Consider the following 16,328-nt stretch of genomic DNA (forward strand, 5'->3'; position numbering starts at 1 on the left):
GTCGGTGCGTTGTGCCGGGGGCGGCGGGGGAGGCCGCGCGTCCCGGTGCCCGCCGGGCGGGGCGGGCGGGAGGGGGAGCGCCGGCGCGCACGGCGGCGTGCGCACCGGGGGCGCGGGTCAGCGCAGGGGCATGGTCAGGGCGTGGTGGCGGCGCCAGCCCGGATGGGGCTCGACGTCGCCGACGTGGGTCCAGCCGTTGCGCAGGACCAGGTCCAGGGCGTGGGCGTTGGTCTCGGCGACCAGCCCGGCGGCGCGTTCCTCGGTGCGCCCCTGGACGAGGAGGGGGAAGGCGCGCTCGACCACGCCGGATCCCCGGAACGGTTCGGGGACGAGGGCCTCGCACAGGGCGAAGGTGCGGCCCGGGTACTCGGCGGTGACCTCGTCCGCGTCCACGCCGGGCAGCGGGGTGAAGCCGTTCCACCAGCCGGTGGTCACCGGCAGGGGGTACCCGTAGGCGAACCCGGCCAGGACGCCGTCGGCGTGGCAGGACGTGAGCCGGAAGCCCTCCCGCCGGGCGCTGAAGGCGAGGCGTTCGGCGAAGGCGGGGGTGCGGTGGTCGGGCAGGTGCAGGGCGTGCGCGTAGACCTCCTCGTAGGCCCGGACCCAGGGGGAGGGGTCGGCGAGGACGTCGGCTCCGGTGAGGTTCTCGATCCGCCAGGTGACGGAGGTCGGGTCGGCCGTCGGGACGGGGGAGGCGGACACGGTGGGATCTCCTTGTCGGGGACAGGGGTACAGGGCCGGGGGAGGCCGAACCAATTAGGGCAGGCTTACCTAAGTCGTGTCAAGAGGGGGATGCATGTCCCGCGCCACAGGGGTCGCGGTCAGGGCAGCCGGGAGTCCACGGTGGTGCGCACCGCAGGGGGGTGCCCCAGGAACGCGGGCATGGCGAACTCGAACCCGTACGCGCCCGCGTTGGGGAAGACCAGCACGTCGCCGGCGCGCACCGACGCCACCCGCACATCGCGGGCCAGCACGTCCTCGGGGGTGCACAGCTCGCCCGACACCGTCACCGACGCCCCGCGCGCCTCGGGCCGGGGAACGCCGGACGGCCACAGGTCGTCCGCCAGCACGGCGAAGTTGTGCCGGATCTCCCAGGAGGTGGGCAGCTGGAAGTGGTTGATGCCGCCGCGCACCACGGCGAAGGTCCCGCCGTAGGACGCCTTGACGTCCGTCACCCGGGCCGCGTACCAGCCCGCCGGGGCGCCGATCCACCGGCCCGGCTCGAACACCACCTCCACGCCGGGGTCGGGGGCGTCCGCCAGCGCGGCGCCGAACCCCTCCAGGTCGAAGGCGTCGTCGCCCGCCTCGAACGGCACGCCCAGGCCGCCCCCCACGTCCACCGTGCGCAGGTCGACCCCGTGCCGGTCGGCCGTGCCGCGCGCCCACTCCAGGCACCACAGCACGTAGGCGGCGTGCGCCGCGGCGTCGGTGTTGCCGCTCACCGCGTGCACGTGGAAGCCGGTCAGGTCCAGGCCCGGCAGGGAGCGCACCGCCTCCACCGCCGCGGGCACCTCCGCCTCGGGGACCCCGAACGGGCCCGGGGTGCCGCCCATCACCAGGGAACCGCTCACCGGCACCCGGGCGGGGTTGACCCGGATCGTCACCGGCAGCACCGTGCCCGCGTCGACCGCGGCCGCCGAGGCCCGGTGCGCCTCCAGGACGCTCTCCAGGTTGACGGCCACGTCGGCGCCGTGTCCGGCGCGCAGCCGGGCCAGCCCGGCCAGCAGTTCGGGGGTCTTGCCCGGACCGCTCACCGCGATCCTCCCGCCGGGGCCGCCGCGCCGCTCGCGCAGCGCCGCCAGGGAGGCGCGCGCCTCGCGCAGCGAGGCCGCCTCGAACCCGTCCACGGCCTCGGCCAGGTGCGCCAGCACCGACTCGAAACCGTTGGCCTTGACCGCGAAGTACACCCGGGCCCAGTCCGGCAGCGCCTTGCGCAGCGTGCGGGCCCGGTCGGCGGCCAGGGCGGGGTCGTACACATAGCCCGCCCCGGTCCTGGCGGCCAGTTCCAGTGCGGCCGCCCGCACGGGGGCGGGGATCAGGCCGGCGTCCAGGCAGGGGGCGTGTTCGAAGGAGCGGGGCGGTTCCACGGGGTCTCCCGGTGTGGTGTCGCGGGGCGGCGCGGGTGCGCGGCGCCGGGCGGGGCGCCGCGCACCCGTTCGGGGAAGGCGGGGGCGCGCCGTTACCGCTGCGGGTCGACGCCGAACATCTCGGCCAGGTCGTCCAGCACCGCGTGCGCGGCGATCAGGCCCACACCGGAGATCCAGTACTCGTCGTCCACCTCGGTGATCTCGCCGGTCAACTCGCCCCACAGCGGAGCGGCCATGTACTCCTCCTTGCTCTCCTGGACACCGTCGGCGCCGCCGTCGTCGTAGGTGGCGACGAAGATGTGGTCGGCGTCCAGGTCGAGCAGGCGCTCCTGGCTGTGGTAGGTGACGATCTCCTCGGACTCCGTGTCCACGCCCGGGCCGGGCTCCAGGCCCACGTCCTCCAGGATCACGCCGATGTAGGACTGCGGGGTGTACAGGCGGACGCCGTCGGCGTCGCCGGCGAACCGGACCGCCGACACGGTGGGCGCCTCGCCGCCGTTGGCCTCCACGATCGCCTCGCCCAGGGCGGCGGCGCGCTCCTCGAACTCGGCGACCAGCCGCTCGGCCTCCTCCTCGGCGTCCAGCGCGGCACCGGTGAGGACGAGGTTCTCCTTCCAGGTGGCGCCGGTGGTCTCGGACATGACCGTCGGGGCGACCTCGGAGAGCTGCTCGTACCCGTCGCCGTGGCGGACCTGCGCCGACAGGATCAGGTCGGGGGAGGTCTCGGCCACGGCCTCGGGGTCGACCTCCCACAGCAGGCCCACCGGGACGGCCTCGTCGGCGGTGCCGACGTTCCAGTCGCTCTCCACCAGGTAGTCGGGGAGCTCGGTGACGTCCTCCGCGAACGTGGTGAAGCCCACCACGTTGCCGCCCAGGGCCAGGGTGGAGTCCACGTAGGCGGCGTCCAGCGGCAGGACGCGCTCGGGGGCCGCGGTGATCTCGGTGGAGCCGAGGAAGTGCTCCACGGTCCGCGGGTAGCCGTCGGAGGGCTCGTTGGAGGCCTCGGGGGCGGCTTCGGGGCCGCCGGCGCCGCAGGCGGTCAGCATGGCGACCGCGACGGCCGCCGCGGCGACGGACGGGAACAGCCGGCGCGGCCGGGTGGACAGGGTCATACGGGGGCTCCATGAGGGTCGGGGAACACGTTCGGTCCAGGGCGGGTCGGTCCAGGGCGGGCCGGGGGGCGTGAACCACGGGGCGGTGTGTCGTTCCAGGCCGGGACGTGGCAAACTTAGGCCATCCAGATACGGCTAGGCAAACCTAACTTAGGATTGCCTGGCCTTCGTCATGATAGGAGTCCGGGTGCACGACACCTCCGGGCCGCCCCCCGGTAACGCGGATCCCCCCGCGCCGCGGGCGATCGCGGCGGACACCGCGGTCGCCGCACGCCGCTCGCGCCGCCTCGCCGGGCTGGCGGTGCTCGTCCTCCTGCTGTGCGCGGCGTCCCTGGGCAGCGTGCTCATCGGCGCCCGGGCCCTGAGCCCGGACACCGTATGGCAGGCGCTCACCGCCACCGCCGGGGCCGAGGCCGACATCATCGTCAACGACATCCGCCTGCCCCGCACCGCGCTGGGGATCATGGCGGGCGTCTCCCTGGGGCTGGCCGGGGCGCTCATGCAGGGCCACACCCGCAACCCCCTGGGCGACCCCAGCATCCTCGGCGTCACCTTCGGGGCGGCCCTGGCCGTGGTCCTGGGCATCGCGCTCTTCGACATCACCGCCCTGTACACCCAGGCCTGGCTGGCCTTCGCCGGGGCCGGCGCCGCCGCGGCAGCGGTCTACCTCATCGGGTCCGTGTCCGGACGCGGACCCACGCCCGTCACACTGGCGCTGGCCGGGACCGCGGTGAGCTGGCTCGCCTACTCGGTGGTGTCCGGGCTGGTCCTGCTGGACCGCTCCACCATGGACGACTTCCGGTTCTGGCGGGTGGGAGCCCTGGTCGGCCGCGATCCCGAGATCCTGCCGCCGATGCTGGCCGTGGTCGCCGTCGGCACCGCCCTGGGCCTGGCCAACGCCGGGGCGCTCAACGCCCTGGCCCTGGGCGAGGACACCGCCAAGGCGCTGGGCCACCGTGTCGGCCGGGCCCGGGTGGTGGGCCTGACCGCGATCACCCTGCTCACCGGCGTCACCGTGGCCGCCTGCGGCCCCATCGCGTTCGTCGGCCTGATCGTCCCCCACCTGGCGCGCGGGATCGTCGGCGCCGACCACCGGTGGCTGCTGCCCTACTCCGCCCTCATGGGGGCGATCCTGCTGCTGGCCGCCGACGTGCTGGGCCGCTTCCTGGCCCCGCCCGGCGAACTCCAGGTCGGCATCGTGCTCGCCCTCGTCGGCGCGCCCTTCTTCATCTACATCGTCCGCCGCCGGAGACTCCTCGCCCTATGACCCCCGTCGCTCCCGAACACCCGGCGCACCAGGTGCGCGACCGGCTGCGCCGCAGCCGCCCCGCCCTGCGCCTGGGCCCCGTCGCGCTGCGGCTGCGCCCCCGCCTGATCGCCGTGTGCCTGGCGGTCCTGGCGGTCCTCACGGTGCTGCTCGCCCTCAACCTCTCCCTGGGGCGGACCCCGCTGACCCCCGCCCAGGTGTGGGCGCACATCATCGGCACCGACTACGAGCACTACTTCACGGTGTGGCGGGTGCGGATGCCGCGCGTGGTGACGGGCATGCTCGCCGGGGCCGCCCTGGCCGCAGCCGGGGCGGTCACCCAGACCATCATGCGCAACCCCCTGGCCAGCCCCGACCTGCTCGGCGTCACCCACGGGGCGAGCGCCGGGGTGGTCGCCGTCCTGGCGTTCGGCGGCAGCTACGGCATCCTCTCCGGCGGCGGCGCCCTGTCCTCGCTGGGCGTGCCCGCCGTCGCCCTGGCCGGCGGGCTGGCCGCCGGGGCGCTGTGCTACACGCTGGCCCGCCGGGGCGGCGTCGACGGCTACCGGCTGCTGCTGGTGGGGGTGGGCGTCTCCACCGTCCTGATGAACCTCACCCTGTGGCTGCTCACACTGGGCGAGGTCACCGACACCGGCCGGGCCATGGTCTGGGTCGCCGGCAGCCTGAGCATGCGGACCTGGGAGAACGCCGCCCCGGTCGCCCTGGCCCTGGTGCTGCTCCTGCCGCTCGCCCTGGCCGCCTCGCGCACCCTGGACGCCCTGTCCTACGACGACGACGTGGTGCGCGGCCTGGGCGTGGACCTGGAGCGCGCCCGCACGGCCATGCTCGTCCTGGCGGTGCTGCTGGCCGCGTTCGGCACCTCCGCCGCCGGGCCCATCCTGTTCGTGTCCCTGGCCTGCCCGCAGATCGCCCTGCGCCTGGCCGGGCCCGGCACCTCCCGGCCGCCCGTGCTGCTGTCGGCGCTGGTGGGCGCCGCCCTGGTCAGCGGGGCCGACCTGGCGGCCCGCACCGCGCTCGACAACATCCAGCTGCCGGTCGGCGTCGTCACCGGCTGCCTGGGCGCCCTGTACCTCATCCACCTGCTCGTCCGCGCCAACCGGAGGACCCAAGCGTGACCGCCCCGCAGACCACACGCACCGAGGGCACGCCCTCCGACGCCCGGGCGCGCCTGAGCGCCCGCGGCCTGACCCTGGCCTACGACGACCGCGTCATCGTCGACGGCCTGGACGCCGACATCATCGAGGGGACCGTCACCTGTGTCATCGGCCCCAACGGGTGCGGCAAGTCCACGATGCTGCGTGCCCTGGGCCGGCTCATGCGCCCCAGATCCGGGCTGGTGGAGCTGGACGGCCGCGACATCCACCGCACCCCCACCCGGGAGGTCGCCCGAGTACTGGGGGTGCTGCCCCAGCAGCCCACCGCCCCCGACGGGCTCACCGTCGCCGACCTCGTGGCCCGCGGCCGCCACCCGGCCCAGCGCTGGTACCGCCAGTGGTCGGGCGACGACCACGAGGCCGTCGCCCGGGCGCTGGAGCTGACCGGGCTGGCCGACCTGGCCGACAGCCCGCTGTCGGAGCTGTCCGGCGGCCAGCGCCAGCGCGCCTGGATCTCCATGGTGCTGGCCCAGGGCACCGACCTGCTGCTGCTGGACGAACCCACCACGTTCCTGGACCTGGTCCACCAGGTGGACGTGCTCGACCTGGTGCGCGAACTGCACGACGAGGGCGGGCGCACCATCGTCATGGTCCTGCACGACCTCAACCTCGCGGCCCGCTACGCCGACACGGTCATCGCCATGCGGGACGGGCGGGTGCTGGCCAGCGGCGGCCCCGCCGACGTGCTCACCCCCGAGCTGCTGCGCGAGGCGTTCGGGCTGGACGCCGTGGTGGTGGAGGACCCGGTCACCGGCGGCCCCATGGTGGTGCCGGTCGGCCGCAGCAAGGGGAGGGGATAGGGCGCGGCGGAACCGGGCAGGGGCAGGGGAACGGGAAAGGGCCCCGGGCGTGGGGTCTGGACCCGGTGGTCCGCGGTGGTGGATCATCGCGGACAAGGGCCGACGGTGGGTGTTCACCGAGTCGCGAAGAGTGGTCAACTCAGCGCTGCGCGGGAGTTGTAGGGGCGTTCACCTCGGTTTCACCCGTGCGTGTGGAACCTCGGCCAAGGTCGAGAGCGACCGGTGGGACCACCCCGCCTGCCGCGACCCCGCACGGCCCCGACCCAGCCCCGTACCAGGGCGGAGGCCGCCGGGGGGAAGCAACGATCCCCGAGGAGAAGGTGTGCCCGAATCCGCGCCCCGCCGCCGCTTGCTGCCGTTCGTCGACACGGCCGGCGGTGGCCGTTCCCGCAGGACCTGCGAGCTGCGCTGCGGTGATGCCTGTTTCCACCCCGCTCCCAACAAGAGCGACAACGCCTACTTCGGTGACATCTTCGCCAAGGCGCTCTCCCGCCGCTCGATGCTGGGCGCCGCAGTGGTCGGCGCCGGTGCCGGCGCCCTGGGCATGGCCGCCCCCGCCGTCGCGGACCGGGGCCCCGGCCGCCCCAAGCCCGCTCCCCGGCCGACCTTCCGAAGCGTCCTGCCCAACAACGACGACAAGGTCACCATCCCCAACGGCTACGAGCAGCACGTCATCGTCCGCTGGGGCGACCCCGTCCTGCCCGGGGCCCCGGAGTTCGACATCGAGAACCAGACCGCCGAGGCCCAGGCGCAGCAGTTCGGCTACAACTGCGACTACGTCGGCCTCCACCAGCTCGACGAGAACCGCGGCCTGCTGTGGGTCAACCACGAGTACACCAACGAGAACCTCATGTTCCGCGGCTACCGGAACGGGGCCTCGGCGACCCCCGAGCAGATCCGGATCGCCATGGCCGCCCACGGCGGCTCCATCGTCGAGGTCGAGCGCGTCGGCCGCACCGGCCAGTGGCGCCTGAGCACCGGCGAGCGGCGCTACAACCGGCGGATCACCACGGACACCCCGTTCACCCTCACCGGCCCCGCCGCCGGGCACGACCTGCTCAAGACGGAGGAGGACCCCACCGGGACCACCGTGCGGGGCATGCTCAACAACTGCGCGGGCGGTTACACCCCCTGGGGCACCTTCCTCAGCGGCGAGGAGAACTTCAACCAGTACTTCGGCAACGCCCCGGCGAGCCCCGAGTACGCCCGCTACGGCCTGTCCACCGGCGCCTCGGGCCGCCGCTGGGACCGGGTCGAGGAGCGCTTCGACCTCTCCCGGCACCCCCACGAGGTGAACCGCTTCGGCTGGATCGTCGAGACCGACCCCCTCGACCCCTCCGCCCCGCCCGCCAAGCGCACCATGCTCGGCCGCTTCAAGCACGAGGGCGCCACCGTCCGCCTCGCCGAGGACGGCCGCGCGGTCGCCTACATGGGCGACGACGAGCGCTTCGACTACATCTACAAGTTCGTCAGCGCGAAGAAGTTCCGCGAGGGCGACACCCGCCACAACCTCACCCTCCTGGACACCGGCACGCTCTTCGTCGCCCGCCTCACCGGCAACAGCCCGGAGGAGGAGATCGACGGGTCCGGCGCGCTGCCCGCCGACGGCGAGTTCGACGGCTACGGCGACTGGATCCCGCTCACCAGCGACACCACGAGCTTCGTGGACGGCTTCAGCGTCGCCGAGGTGCTCGTCCACACCCGCCTGGCCGCCGACGCCGCCGGGGCGACCAAGATGGACCGCCCCGAGGACATCGAGGCCAGCCCCGCCACGGGCAAGGTCTACGTGGCCCTGACCAACAACTCCGCCCGCGAGCCCGGCCAGGCCGACGAGCCCAACCCGCGCGGCCCCAACAAGCACGGCCACATCCTGGAGATCATCGAGCACAACGGCGACGCCGCCGCCGAGGCGTTCGCCTGGACCGTGCCGCTGGTGTGCGGGAACCCCGAGGACGAGGACACCTACTACGCGGGCTACGACAAGTCCAAGGTGATGCCGATCTCCTCGCCCGACAACGTCACCTTCGACAGCGACGGCAACCTGTGGATCTCCACCGACGGCCAGCCCGGCACCCTGGGGATCAACGACGGCCTGCACGTCATGCCGGTCGAGGGGCGCTTCCGCGGCGAGCTGAAGACCTTCGCGACCGTTCCGGTGGACGCCGAGGCGTGCGGCCCGTTCATCACCAAGGACGACAAGACGGTCTTCCTGGCCCCGCAGCACCCCGGTGAGGACGGGACCTTCGAGGCGCCCACCAGCGTGTGGCCCGACGGCGACTTCCCGCGCCCGTCGGTGGTCTGCATCTGGCACAAGGGCGGTCGCGCCGTCGGCAGGTGACCGGCGCCCCCGAACACCGGCCCCGGGACTCCATCGTGGGGGAGCCCCGGGGCCGGTTCGTGTCGGCGCGTCCTACAGGGTCTTGCCGAAGCACAGCGACGAGGGCTCGTCGGCGTAGGCGCCGAAGGGCTCCACCGGGGTGTAGCCGGACTTGGTGTAGAACCGCACCGCGTCGGGCTGGCGGTCGCCGGTCTCCAGCCGGAGCCGCTTCCACCCCCGGTCGCGCGCCCATTCCTCCAGGGCGGCCAGCAGCCGCGGGGCCGCTCCCGACCCCCGGTGCCCGGGCAGCACGTACATCCGCTTGACCTCGCCGCCCTCGTCCGGCCCCAGGTCGCGCAGGCCCCCGCAGGCCACGGCGGTGCCGTCGGAGGCCCGGGCCAGCGCGAACACGGCGATGTCGGACGCCGAGGGGGGAGTGCCGGGCTCGGAGTCGGGGGTCCCGTACCGTTCGGCGATCTCGGCGCGCTGCCCGGCCCGGAGAGCGGTGGCGTCGGGATCGTCCCAGGCCACGAAGTCGATCTGCATGGCGTGACGGTATACCGGGCGTGTTACGGGCCGGTTTCCCGTTCCGCGCCGCGGGGCGCGGCCCGGCTCACCCGTCGGTGAGGGCCTCGCGCACCGGCCGGAACTTGGACTCGGTCTCGGCGATCTCCGACTCCGGCTCGGACCCGGCGACGATCCCGCACCCGGCGAACAGCCGGGCCGTCGCCCCGTCCACGTGGGCGCTGCGCAGGGCGATGCCCCATTCGGCGTTGCCCGCGCCGTCCACCCAGCCGACCGGTCCCGCGTAGCCGCCCCGGTCCATGCCCTCCACCTCGTCGATGAGGCGCATCGCGGTGGCGGTGGGGGTGCCGCCCACGGCGGCGGTCGGGTGCAGGGCCGCCACGGCGTCCAGCGCCGACACCCCCGGCCGCAGCCGGGCGTGCGCGCGGGTGGCCAGGTGCTGGACGTTGGCCAGCCGCAGCAGGTGCGGCCAGGCCGGGACCACCAGCTCCTCGGCGAGGGGGGCCAGGGCGTCGCGCAGGGAGTCCACCGCCAGCCCGTGCTCCTCCACGTCCTTGGCCGAGGACATCAGCTCCTCCGCGAGCCGCTCGTCCTCCTCCGCGTCGGCGCCGCGCGGGCGGGTGCCCGCCAGCACCAGGGAGGACAGCTCCTCGCCCTCCCGGCGCAGCAGCAGTTCGGGGGTGGCGCCGACCATGCCCGCGACCGAGAACGTGAAGCACTGCGGGTAGCGGGCGTGCAGCCGCTCCAGCAGGGTGCGCACGTCGATGGGGCCCTCGGCCCGGGCGACGAGGTCGCGGGCCAGTACCGCCTTGTCGAGCTCCCCGGCGCGGATGCGCGCGACGGTGTCCGCGACGACGCCGCCCCACTCCCGGGCGGTGAGCTCGCCGGTGTCCCAGGAGAGGGGGCCGACGGGGCGCGGCGCGGGGGCCGGGTACAGCAGCTCCCCGGGATGGACGCCGGGTTCGTCGGTGACGGTGGTCAGCCACGCCCGGTCGCCGCGGCGGCCCAGCAGGACGCGGGGGACCACCATGGTGGAGCCCGTGGAGGTGGGGGCGAAGGTGAACGTGCCGAAGGCGACGGCGCCGGTGCCCGGCAGGCCGACCTCGTCCTCCACCACGGCCCGCTCCAGCACCCCGTTGAGCCAGCGGGCGGCCTCGGTGAACCGGGTGGTGTCGGTGGGCTCGGTGCCCGCGGGCTCGGCGGCCGGGCTCCAGTGGGCGGCCCGGCCCCAGCCGACCAGGCCGTCGTCGCCGGTCAGCCAGGCCAGCGGGGCTCCGGCGGGCAGGCGGCGCACCAGGGAGTCGGCGCCGCCGCGCAGCGGAACGGTCCGGACGAAGAGCTTGGGAGGGCACACAGCGGCGTTCACGTCACCCGAGTCTAGGTCGCCCGGTGCCCCCGCGAGCCCGGACCGGGGGCCGGTGGAGGGGAGGGTCAACCCCCCTGGCGGTGTGAGGGGGCCCGCACCGCGACGGTTTCCGTACCCGGGGCCGGTGGAGCCATGGGGATCCGGGGTGCCGCATTGACCTGGGGCGATGTTCCCTTCCCGGGGCTTGTGCGAGGTTGTCCACAGATTGGCTCAATCGTGTCCGAAAATTGACATTGTCCTCTACTCTGGTCCACGGCACGGCGCTCCGGGGAACGGGCGCCGCCCCGGCTTCCAAGAGGAGACATCGCTTTGAAGGGTTCTGTGGCACGGGCCGTGGCCGTACCGCGCGCCGCGCGCTGGGCGACCATGGCCGCCGCGTCCACCGTCCTGCTCGCCGGATGCGCCGCGGGCGCCCCGGGGGGAGCGCCCGGCGACGGCGCCAGCGGGAGCCGCAACGACACCGGCGGCACGGTCCGGACCGCGGACGCGCTGTGCTCGGCCGACTCCGCGCGGCAGATGCGCGGCGCCTGGCTCACCACCGTCCGCAACATCGACTGGCCCTCCGAGCCCGGCCTGTCCGCCGAGGAGCAGCGGGCGGAGCTGGACGCCTACCTCGACGACGCCGTCGCCATGGGCCTCAACGCCGTGTTCCTGCACGTGCGGCCCACCGCCGACGCCGTGTACGCCTCCGACAAGGAGCCCTGGGCCCGCTACCTCACCGGGGAGCAGGGCGGCGACCCCGGGTACGACCCGCTGGAGTACGCGGTGGAGCAGGCGCACGCCCGCGGCCTGGAGCTGCACGCCTGGTTCAACCCCTACCGGGTGGGCCTGCAGGACCCCGACATCGAGAACCTGGTGGACGACCACCCGGTGAAGCAGAACCCCGAATGGCTGGTGGACTACGGCGACGAGGCCTACGTGGACCCCGGCAACCCCGAGGTGCGGGCCTGGGTCACCGGCGTGATCATGGACGTGGTCGAGCGCTACGACATCGACGGCGTCCACTTCGACGACTTCTTCTACCCCTACCCCAAGGACGGCGAGGAGTTCGACGACGACGCCTCCTGGGAGGCGCACGGCGGGGACTTCGACGACCGCGGAGACTGGCGCCGCGACAACGTCGACCAGCTCATGCGCGACGTGCACGGCGCCATCCAGGAGACCGAGCCGTGGGTGAGCTTCGGCGTCTCCCCGTTCGGCATCTGGCGCAACCAGAGCACCGACCCCAGCGGGTCGCCCAGCTCCGGCCTGCAGTCCTACGACGCCCAGTACGCCGACACCCGCACCTGGATCCAGGAGGGCACCGTCGACTACGTCGCCCCCCAGCTGTACTGGGAGCGCGGGTTCGGCACCGCCGACTACGAGGCGCTCACCGACTGGTGGGCGGACGAGGTCGAGGGCACCGGCGTGGACCTGTACATCGGCCAGGCCGCCTACCGCCTGGGCGAGGACGGGTGGACCTCCGACGACGCCCTCTCCACCCAGCTCGACTACTCCGGCGGGCTGGAGGGGGTCGGCGGCGACATCTACTTCTCCATCAAGAGCCTGCGCGAGAACCCGGACGCGGTGGACCACCTGCTCGGCGGCCACTACGCCGAGCCGGCCCTGCCGCCGCGGACCGACTCCGGCGAGGAGGAGGCCCGGGTCGGCGCCGTGGCCGGGGTGACGGCCCGCGCCGGCGAGCACGGGGTCGAGGTGTCCTGGGAGGAGGCCGAGGGCGCCCGCTTCTACGCCGTGTACCGGCTGCCCGCCGAGGCGGCCGAGGCCGGGGACGAGACGGCCTGCGAGGCGCTCACCCCGGAGAACCTCGTCGGCGTGACCGGCGGCACCTCGTTCGACGACACCGGTGCGGGGGACGACACCGTGTACGCGGTCACCGCCCTGGACGACTACCGGGCCCAGGGGCCGGTCGGCGAGATCGCCGCCCCCCGCGGCTGACCGGTACCGGACGCGGCCCCGGCCCCCCGCGGGCCGGGGCCGCGCCGTGTCCCGGAACGCCCGCCCGGCGGCCGCGGCCCTGCCCGGGCGAGTCCCTCCGCACAGGCGCCGTTCGGACGATCATCCGACGAATGCGGCCCTTTCGGCGCGAAAAAGCTGTGATCCGCCAGCCCTGAGGGGCTGTTGCCCTCGCATCTGCGAGCAGTAGATTGCTCCCATGCCGACCTTCCAGATCAGCGAGGCCGCCGAACTGCTCGGCGTCAGCGCCGACACCGTGCGCCGCTGGGTCGACGCCGGACGCCTCAGCGCCTCCCGCGACGCCTCCGGCCGCCGCCTCCTCGACGGGGCCGACCTGGCCGCCTTCATGCGCGAGGGGTCCCACCAGGACCCCGACCGCCACCGTTCCTCCGCGCGCAACCGCTTCCACGGACTGGTCACCGGGATCGTCCGCGACACCGTCATGGCGCAGGTGGAGGTCCAGGCGGGGCCGCACCGCATCGTCTCGCTGATGAGCCGCGAGGCCGCCGACGAACTCGGCCTGGAGGTCGGCGCCACCGCCACGGCCGTGGTCAAGTCCACGAACGTGATCGTCGAGACGAGCGGAGACCGCCATGCGTGACACCCCCCTGCGGCTCGTCGCGGCGCTGGCCGCGGCGGCCCTCGCCCTCACCGCCTGCGCGGGCCGGGACACCGGGGCCGGACCGGAGGGACAGGGCTCCGGGGGCCCCGCCGGCGAGCTGACCGTCTTCGCCGCCGCCTCCCTCACCGACGTCTTCGAGTCCCTGGCCGAGGAGTTCGAGACGGACAACCCCGGGGCGGAGGTCGTCTTCAACTTCGCGGGCAGCAGCGAGCTGGCCGCCCAGATCGGCTCCGGCGCGCCCGCGGACGTGTTCGCGGCCGCGAACACCGCCACCATGGCGCAGGTCGCCGAGGGGGAGGGCCTGGACCGGGAGTGGGCGGACGAACACGGCGACGGCGCGGTCTTCGCCACCAACACCCTCCAGATCGCCGTGCCCGCCGACAACCCCGCCGGGATCGAGGGTCTGGACGACCTCGCGCGGGACGGCGTCTCCGCGGCGTTCTGCGCACCGGAGGTCCCGTGCGGCGCGGCCACGGCGACCGCGCTGGACGCCGCCGGGCTCGACGTCACCCCCGTCACCTACGAGGAGGACGTCCGCGCGGTGCTGACCAAGGTCGAACTGGGCGAGGTCGACGCCGGACTCGTCTACCGGACCGATGTGATCGCCGCCGGGGAGGCCGTCACCGGCATCGCCTTCCCCGAGGCGGACGCGGCCGTCAACGACTACCCGATCGCCCTGCTGGCCGACGCGCCCGAGCCGGACCTGGCCGCCGCCTGGATCGACCTCGTACTCTCCGGGACCGGCGCCGCCGTCCTCGCCGACGCCGGGTTCGGCACCCCGTGACCCGCGGCTCCGCGCGGACCGGGCCCGCCCTGCGGGCCCGGTCCGGCAGGCCGCCCTGGCCGCTGGTCCTGCCCGCCCTCGCGGGCGTCGCCTTCCTCGTCCTGCCCCTGCTCGGGCTGGTCGTGCGCGCGCCCTGGCACGACATGGGGCGCCGGGTCACCGAACCCGAGGTGCTGGCCGCGCTGTGGCTGTCGCTGTCCACCGCCACCGTCGCCACCGCCCTCTGCCTGGTCCTGGGGGTCCCGCTGGCCTGGCTGCTGGCCCGCACCGACTTCCCCGGGCGGCGGATCGTGCGCGCCCTGGTCACCGTGCCCCTGGTCATCCCGCCCGTGGTCGGCGGCGTCGCGCTGCTGCTCGTGCTCGGCCGCAACGGCCTGCTCGGGCGGTACCTGGACGCGTGGTTCGGGATCACCATCCCCTTCACGTCCGCCGCCGTGGTCCTGGCCCAGGTGTTCGTCGCCATGCCGTTCCTGGTCATCAGCGTCGAGGGGGCGCTGCGCGGAGCCGACCGCCGCTACGAGGAGGCCGCGGCGACCCTGGGCGCCGGGCGGGTCACCGTGTTCACCCGCGTCACCCTGCCCATGGTGCTGCCCGGCATCGGCGCCGGGGCGATCCTGTGCTGGGCCCGGGCCCTGGGCGAGTTCGGCGCCACCATCACCTTCGCCGGCAACTTCCCCGGCACCACCCAGACCATGCCGCTGGCCGTCTACATGGCCATGCAGCGCGACCCCGAGGCCGCGATCGTGCTCAGCCTCGTCCTGCTCCTGGTGTCCCTGGCCGTGCTGGCCACCCTGCGCGAGAAATGGGTGAACGCCGCGTGAGCGTGCTCTCCGCCGACCTCCGGCTGCGCCGGGGCGACTTCGAACTGGAGGTCGCCCTGTCCGTGGCGGCCGGGGAGGTGCTGGCCCTGCTCGGCCCCAACGGGGCGGGCAAGTCCTCGGCGCTGCGCGCCCTGGCCGGACTGCTGCCGCTCAGCGGCGGGCACGTGCGGGTGGACGGGGACGACCACACGCGCACCCCCGTGGAGCGGCGGCCCGTCGGCATGGTGTTCCAGGACTACCTGCTGTTCCAGCACATGAGCGCGCTGGACAACGTCGCGTTCGGGCCGCGCTGCCAGGGGGCGTCCAAGGCCGACGCCCGCGCCCGCGCCGCCGAGCTGCTCGACCACATGGACCTGGCCGGGTACGCCCGCGCGCGGCCCCGGAACCTGTCCGGGGGGCAGGCCCAGCGCGTGGCACTGGCCCGTGCGCTGGCGGTGCGCCCGCGCCTGCTGCTGCTGGACGAGCCCATGGCCGCCCTGGACGTGAGCACCCGCGTCCGCGTGCGGGGACGGCTGCGCCGCCTGCTGGAGGAGTTCGACGGGGCGACGGTGCTGGTCACCCACGACCCGCTGGACGCCATGGTGCTGGCCGACCGCATCGCCGTCGTCGAGGGCGGCCGGGTGGTCCAGGAGGGGGCGCCCGCCGAGGTGGCCCGCCGCCCCCGGACCCCCTACGTGGCGCGGCTGGTGGGGCTCAACCTGTTCCGCGGGCGGGCCGACGGCACCGCCGTCCTGTTGGACGGCGGAGCGGTGGTGGAGGTGCACGAGGCGCACAGCGGCTCCGCGCTGGTGGCGTTCCCGCCCCGGGCCGTCGCCCTGTACCGGCGGCGCCCCGACGGCAGCCCGCGCAACCTGTGGGAGCTGACCGTGGACGGGGTGGAGCGGTTCGGCGACCAGGTGCGGGTGCACCTGACCGGAGCGCTCGACCTGGCCGCCGACATCAGCCCGGCCGCACTGGCCGAGCTGGGGCTGGTCCGCGGCGGCACCGTCTGGGCCGGGGTCAAGGCCGCGGAGGCCGAGTGCTACCCCGGATGACCGCTGCGCGAGACGCCGTTCCCACGTGTCGGGACGCCGTGCGGCGGTGACCTGCGGGGGTCCGGGACGGCCGGGAAAACCCGCCGAAGCCGGGGATATCCTCGCGCTCCGCTGGGGAGACTGTAGGACACCCGGTGGCGATAGTAGACCTTCCCCCGGCCGCTGAAGGAGGGTGCGCCATGTCCCTGAGAGAACACGAGCGGAGAATCCTCGAGGAGATCGAGAGGCGGCTCGGCGAAGAGGATCCCGAGCTCGCCGAACGCCTGGATTCCTTCGGGGACCCCGACGCGCCCGCCGAACCCGGCCTGAGCGGCTGGAAGCCCTGGGTGGCCTGCGGCCTGATCGCGGCCGTCACCGCCGGACTCCTGGTCCTGCTGTTCGTCCTCACACCCGGCGCGCCGCAGCCCGTCGAGCAGCCGTCCGCGCCGGCGCCCGCGCAGACCCTGCAGCCCGCCGACGAGGGCCGCTGAACGGCGGGCGGCC

Annotated in this window: 15 protein-coding genes; 10 read left to right on the top strand and 5 right to left on the bottom strand. The window is 74.6% G+C overall.

Annotation, left to right across the window (positions count from 1 at the left end; genetic code table 11):
• Window positions 1–117: 117 nt before the first annotated feature.
• The 3 genes from ABZ249_RS28970 to ABZ249_RS28980 form a co-directional block, all read right to left on the bottom strand.
• Window positions 118–702: a GNAT family N-acetyltransferase gene (locus ABZ249_RS28970; protein ID WP_355269141.1), complete on the bottom strand. Its 585-nt coding sequence runs from the start codon at window positions 700–702 to the stop codon at window positions 118–120.
• A 119-nt stretch (window positions 703–821) separates the two neighbouring features.
• Complete coding sequence (locus ABZ249_RS28975; protein ID WP_355269143.1) at window positions 822–2,087, bottom strand: alanine racemase; 1,266 nt, start codon at window positions 2,085–2,087, stop codon at window positions 822–824.
• 92 nt (window positions 2,088–2,179) lie between these two features.
• Complete coding sequence (locus ABZ249_RS28980) at window positions 2,180–3,199, bottom strand: ABC transporter substrate-binding protein (protein ID WP_355269145.1); 1,020 nt, start codon at window positions 3,197–3,199, stop codon at window positions 2,180–2,182.
• A gap of 187 nt (window positions 3,200–3,386) precedes the next feature.
• Here ABZ249_RS28980 and ABZ249_RS28985 point away from each other — a divergent pair, with 187 nt between their 5' ends.
• The 4 genes from ABZ249_RS28985 (at window position 3,387) to ABZ249_RS29000 (ending at window position 8,758) form a co-directional block, all read left to right on the top strand.
• Window positions 3,387–4,466: an iron ABC transporter permease gene (locus ABZ249_RS28985; protein ID WP_355269147.1), complete on the top strand. Its 1,080-nt coding sequence runs from the start codon at window positions 3,387–3,389 to the stop codon at window positions 4,464–4,466.
• Window positions 4,463–5,581, top strand: coding sequence for an iron chelate uptake ABC transporter family permease subunit (locus ABZ249_RS28990; RefSeq protein ID WP_355269149.1), 1,119 nt, complete (start codon window positions 4,463–4,465; stop codon window positions 5,579–5,581). Before ABZ249_RS28985 ends, ABZ249_RS28990 begins: the two co-directional genes overlap by 4 nt.
• Entirely contained in the window at window positions 5,578–6,420 is an 843-nt protein-coding gene (locus ABZ249_RS28995) for an ABC transporter ATP-binding protein (RefSeq protein ID WP_255646488.1), read from the top strand. The genes ABZ249_RS28990 and ABZ249_RS28995 overlap by 4 nt, the downstream gene beginning before the upstream one ends.
• Before the next feature lie 322 nt (window positions 6,421–6,742).
• Entirely contained in the window at window positions 6,743–8,758 is a 2,016-nt protein-coding gene (locus ABZ249_RS29000) for a PhoX family phosphatase (RefSeq protein WP_355269151.1), read from the top strand.
• Window positions 8,759–8,830: 72 nt separating this feature from the next.
• Here ABZ249_RS29000 and ABZ249_RS29005 read toward each other — a convergent pair whose 3' ends face one another.
• Window positions 8,831–9,283: a GNAT family N-acetyltransferase gene (locus tag ABZ249_RS29005; protein ID WP_355269153.1), complete on the bottom strand. Its 453-nt coding sequence runs from the start codon at window positions 9,281–9,283 to the stop codon at window positions 8,831–8,833.
• Window positions 9,284–9,350: 67 nt separating this feature from the next.
• The gene (locus ABZ249_RS29010) at window positions 9,351–10,628 is read right to left on the bottom strand and encodes an isochorismate synthase (protein WP_355269155.1); all 1,278 of its coding nucleotides are present in this window, start codon (window positions 10,626–10,628) and stop codon (window positions 9,351–9,353) included.
• Window positions 10,629–10,994: 366 nt separating this feature from the next.
• On the opposite strand from ABZ249_RS29010, the gene ABZ249_RS29015 reads away from it, so the two are divergent.
• The 6 genes from ABZ249_RS29015 to ABZ249_RS29040 all read left to right on the top strand — a co-directional run bounded on the left by ABZ249_RS29015 (window position 10,995) and on the right by ABZ249_RS29040 (window position 16,315).
• Window positions 10,995–12,566: a family 10 glycosylhydrolase gene (locus ABZ249_RS29015; RefSeq protein ID WP_355269200.1), complete on the top strand. Its 1,572-nt coding sequence runs from the start codon at window positions 10,995–10,997 to the stop codon at window positions 12,564–12,566.
• Window positions 12,567–12,783: 217 nt separating this feature from the next.
• Window positions 12,784–13,185 carry a TOBE domain-containing protein gene (locus tag ABZ249_RS29020; RefSeq protein WP_355269157.1) on the top strand — a complete coding sequence of 134 codons (402 nt, stop codon included), beginning with the start codon at window positions 12,784–12,786 and terminating at the stop codon, window positions 13,183–13,185.
• Window positions 13,178–13,990 carry a molybdate ABC transporter substrate-binding protein gene (modA, locus tag ABZ249_RS29025; RefSeq protein WP_355269159.1) on the top strand — a complete coding sequence of 271 codons (813 nt, stop codon included), beginning with the start codon at window positions 13,178–13,180 and terminating at the stop codon, window positions 13,988–13,990. Before ABZ249_RS29020 ends, modA begins: the two co-directional genes overlap by 8 nt.
• A complete protein-coding gene (locus tag ABZ249_RS29030; protein ID WP_355269161.1) occupies window positions 13,987–14,811 on the top strand; it encodes an ABC transporter permease in 825 nt (274 codons plus the stop codon). The genes modA and ABZ249_RS29030 overlap by 4 nt, the downstream gene beginning before the upstream one ends.
• Complete coding sequence (locus tag ABZ249_RS29035) at window positions 14,793–15,845, top strand: ABC transporter ATP-binding protein (protein ID WP_355269163.1); 1,053 nt, start codon at window positions 14,793–14,795, stop codon at window positions 15,843–15,845. The genes ABZ249_RS29030 and ABZ249_RS29035 overlap by 19 nt, the downstream gene beginning before the upstream one ends.
• Before the next feature lie 179 nt (window positions 15,846–16,024).
• Complete coding sequence (locus tag ABZ249_RS29040; protein WP_220560468.1) at window positions 16,025–16,315, top strand: DUF3040 domain-containing protein; 291 nt, start codon at window positions 16,025–16,027, stop codon at window positions 16,313–16,315.
• The last annotated feature ends 13 nt before the right edge of the window (window positions 16,316–16,328 follow it).

Source organism: Nocardiopsis sp. NPDC006139, from assembly GCF_040614155.1.
Lineage (GTDB): Bacteria > Actinomycetota > Actinomycetes > Streptosporangiales > Streptosporangiaceae > Nocardiopsis > Nocardiopsis changdeensis.

Coding starts and splice junctions, on each gene's coding strand:
- ABZ249_RS28980 (WP_355269145.1), bottom strand. CDS start 3,199: ATGACCCTGTCCACCCGGCCGCGCCGGCTGTTCCCGTCCGTCGCCGCG.
- ABZ249_RS28990 (WP_355269149.1), top strand. CDS start 4,463: ATGACCCCCGTCGCTCCCGAACACCCGGCGCACCAGGTGCGCGACCGG.
- ABZ249_RS29005 (WP_355269153.1), bottom strand. CDS start 9,283: ATGCAGATCGACTTCGTGGCCTGGGACGATCCCGACGCCACCGCTCTC.
- ABZ249_RS29015 (WP_355269200.1), top strand. CDS start 10,995: ATGGCCGCCGCGTCCACCGTCCTGCTCGCCGGATGCGCCGCGGGCGCC.
- ABZ249_RS29020 (WP_355269157.1), top strand. CDS start 12,784: ATGCCGACCTTCCAGATCAGCGAGGCCGCCGAACTGCTCGGCGTCAGC.
- modA (WP_355269159.1), top strand. CDS start 13,178: ATGCGTGACACCCCCCTGCGGCTCGTCGCGGCGCTGGCCGCGGCGGCC.
- ABZ249_RS29035 (WP_355269163.1), top strand. CDS start 14,793: ATGGGTGAACGCCGCGTGAGCGTGCTCTCCGCCGACCTCCGGCTGCGC.
- ABZ249_RS29040 (WP_220560468.1), top strand. CDS start 16,025: ATGTCCCTGAGAGAACACGAGCGGAGAATCCTCGAGGAGATCGAGAGG.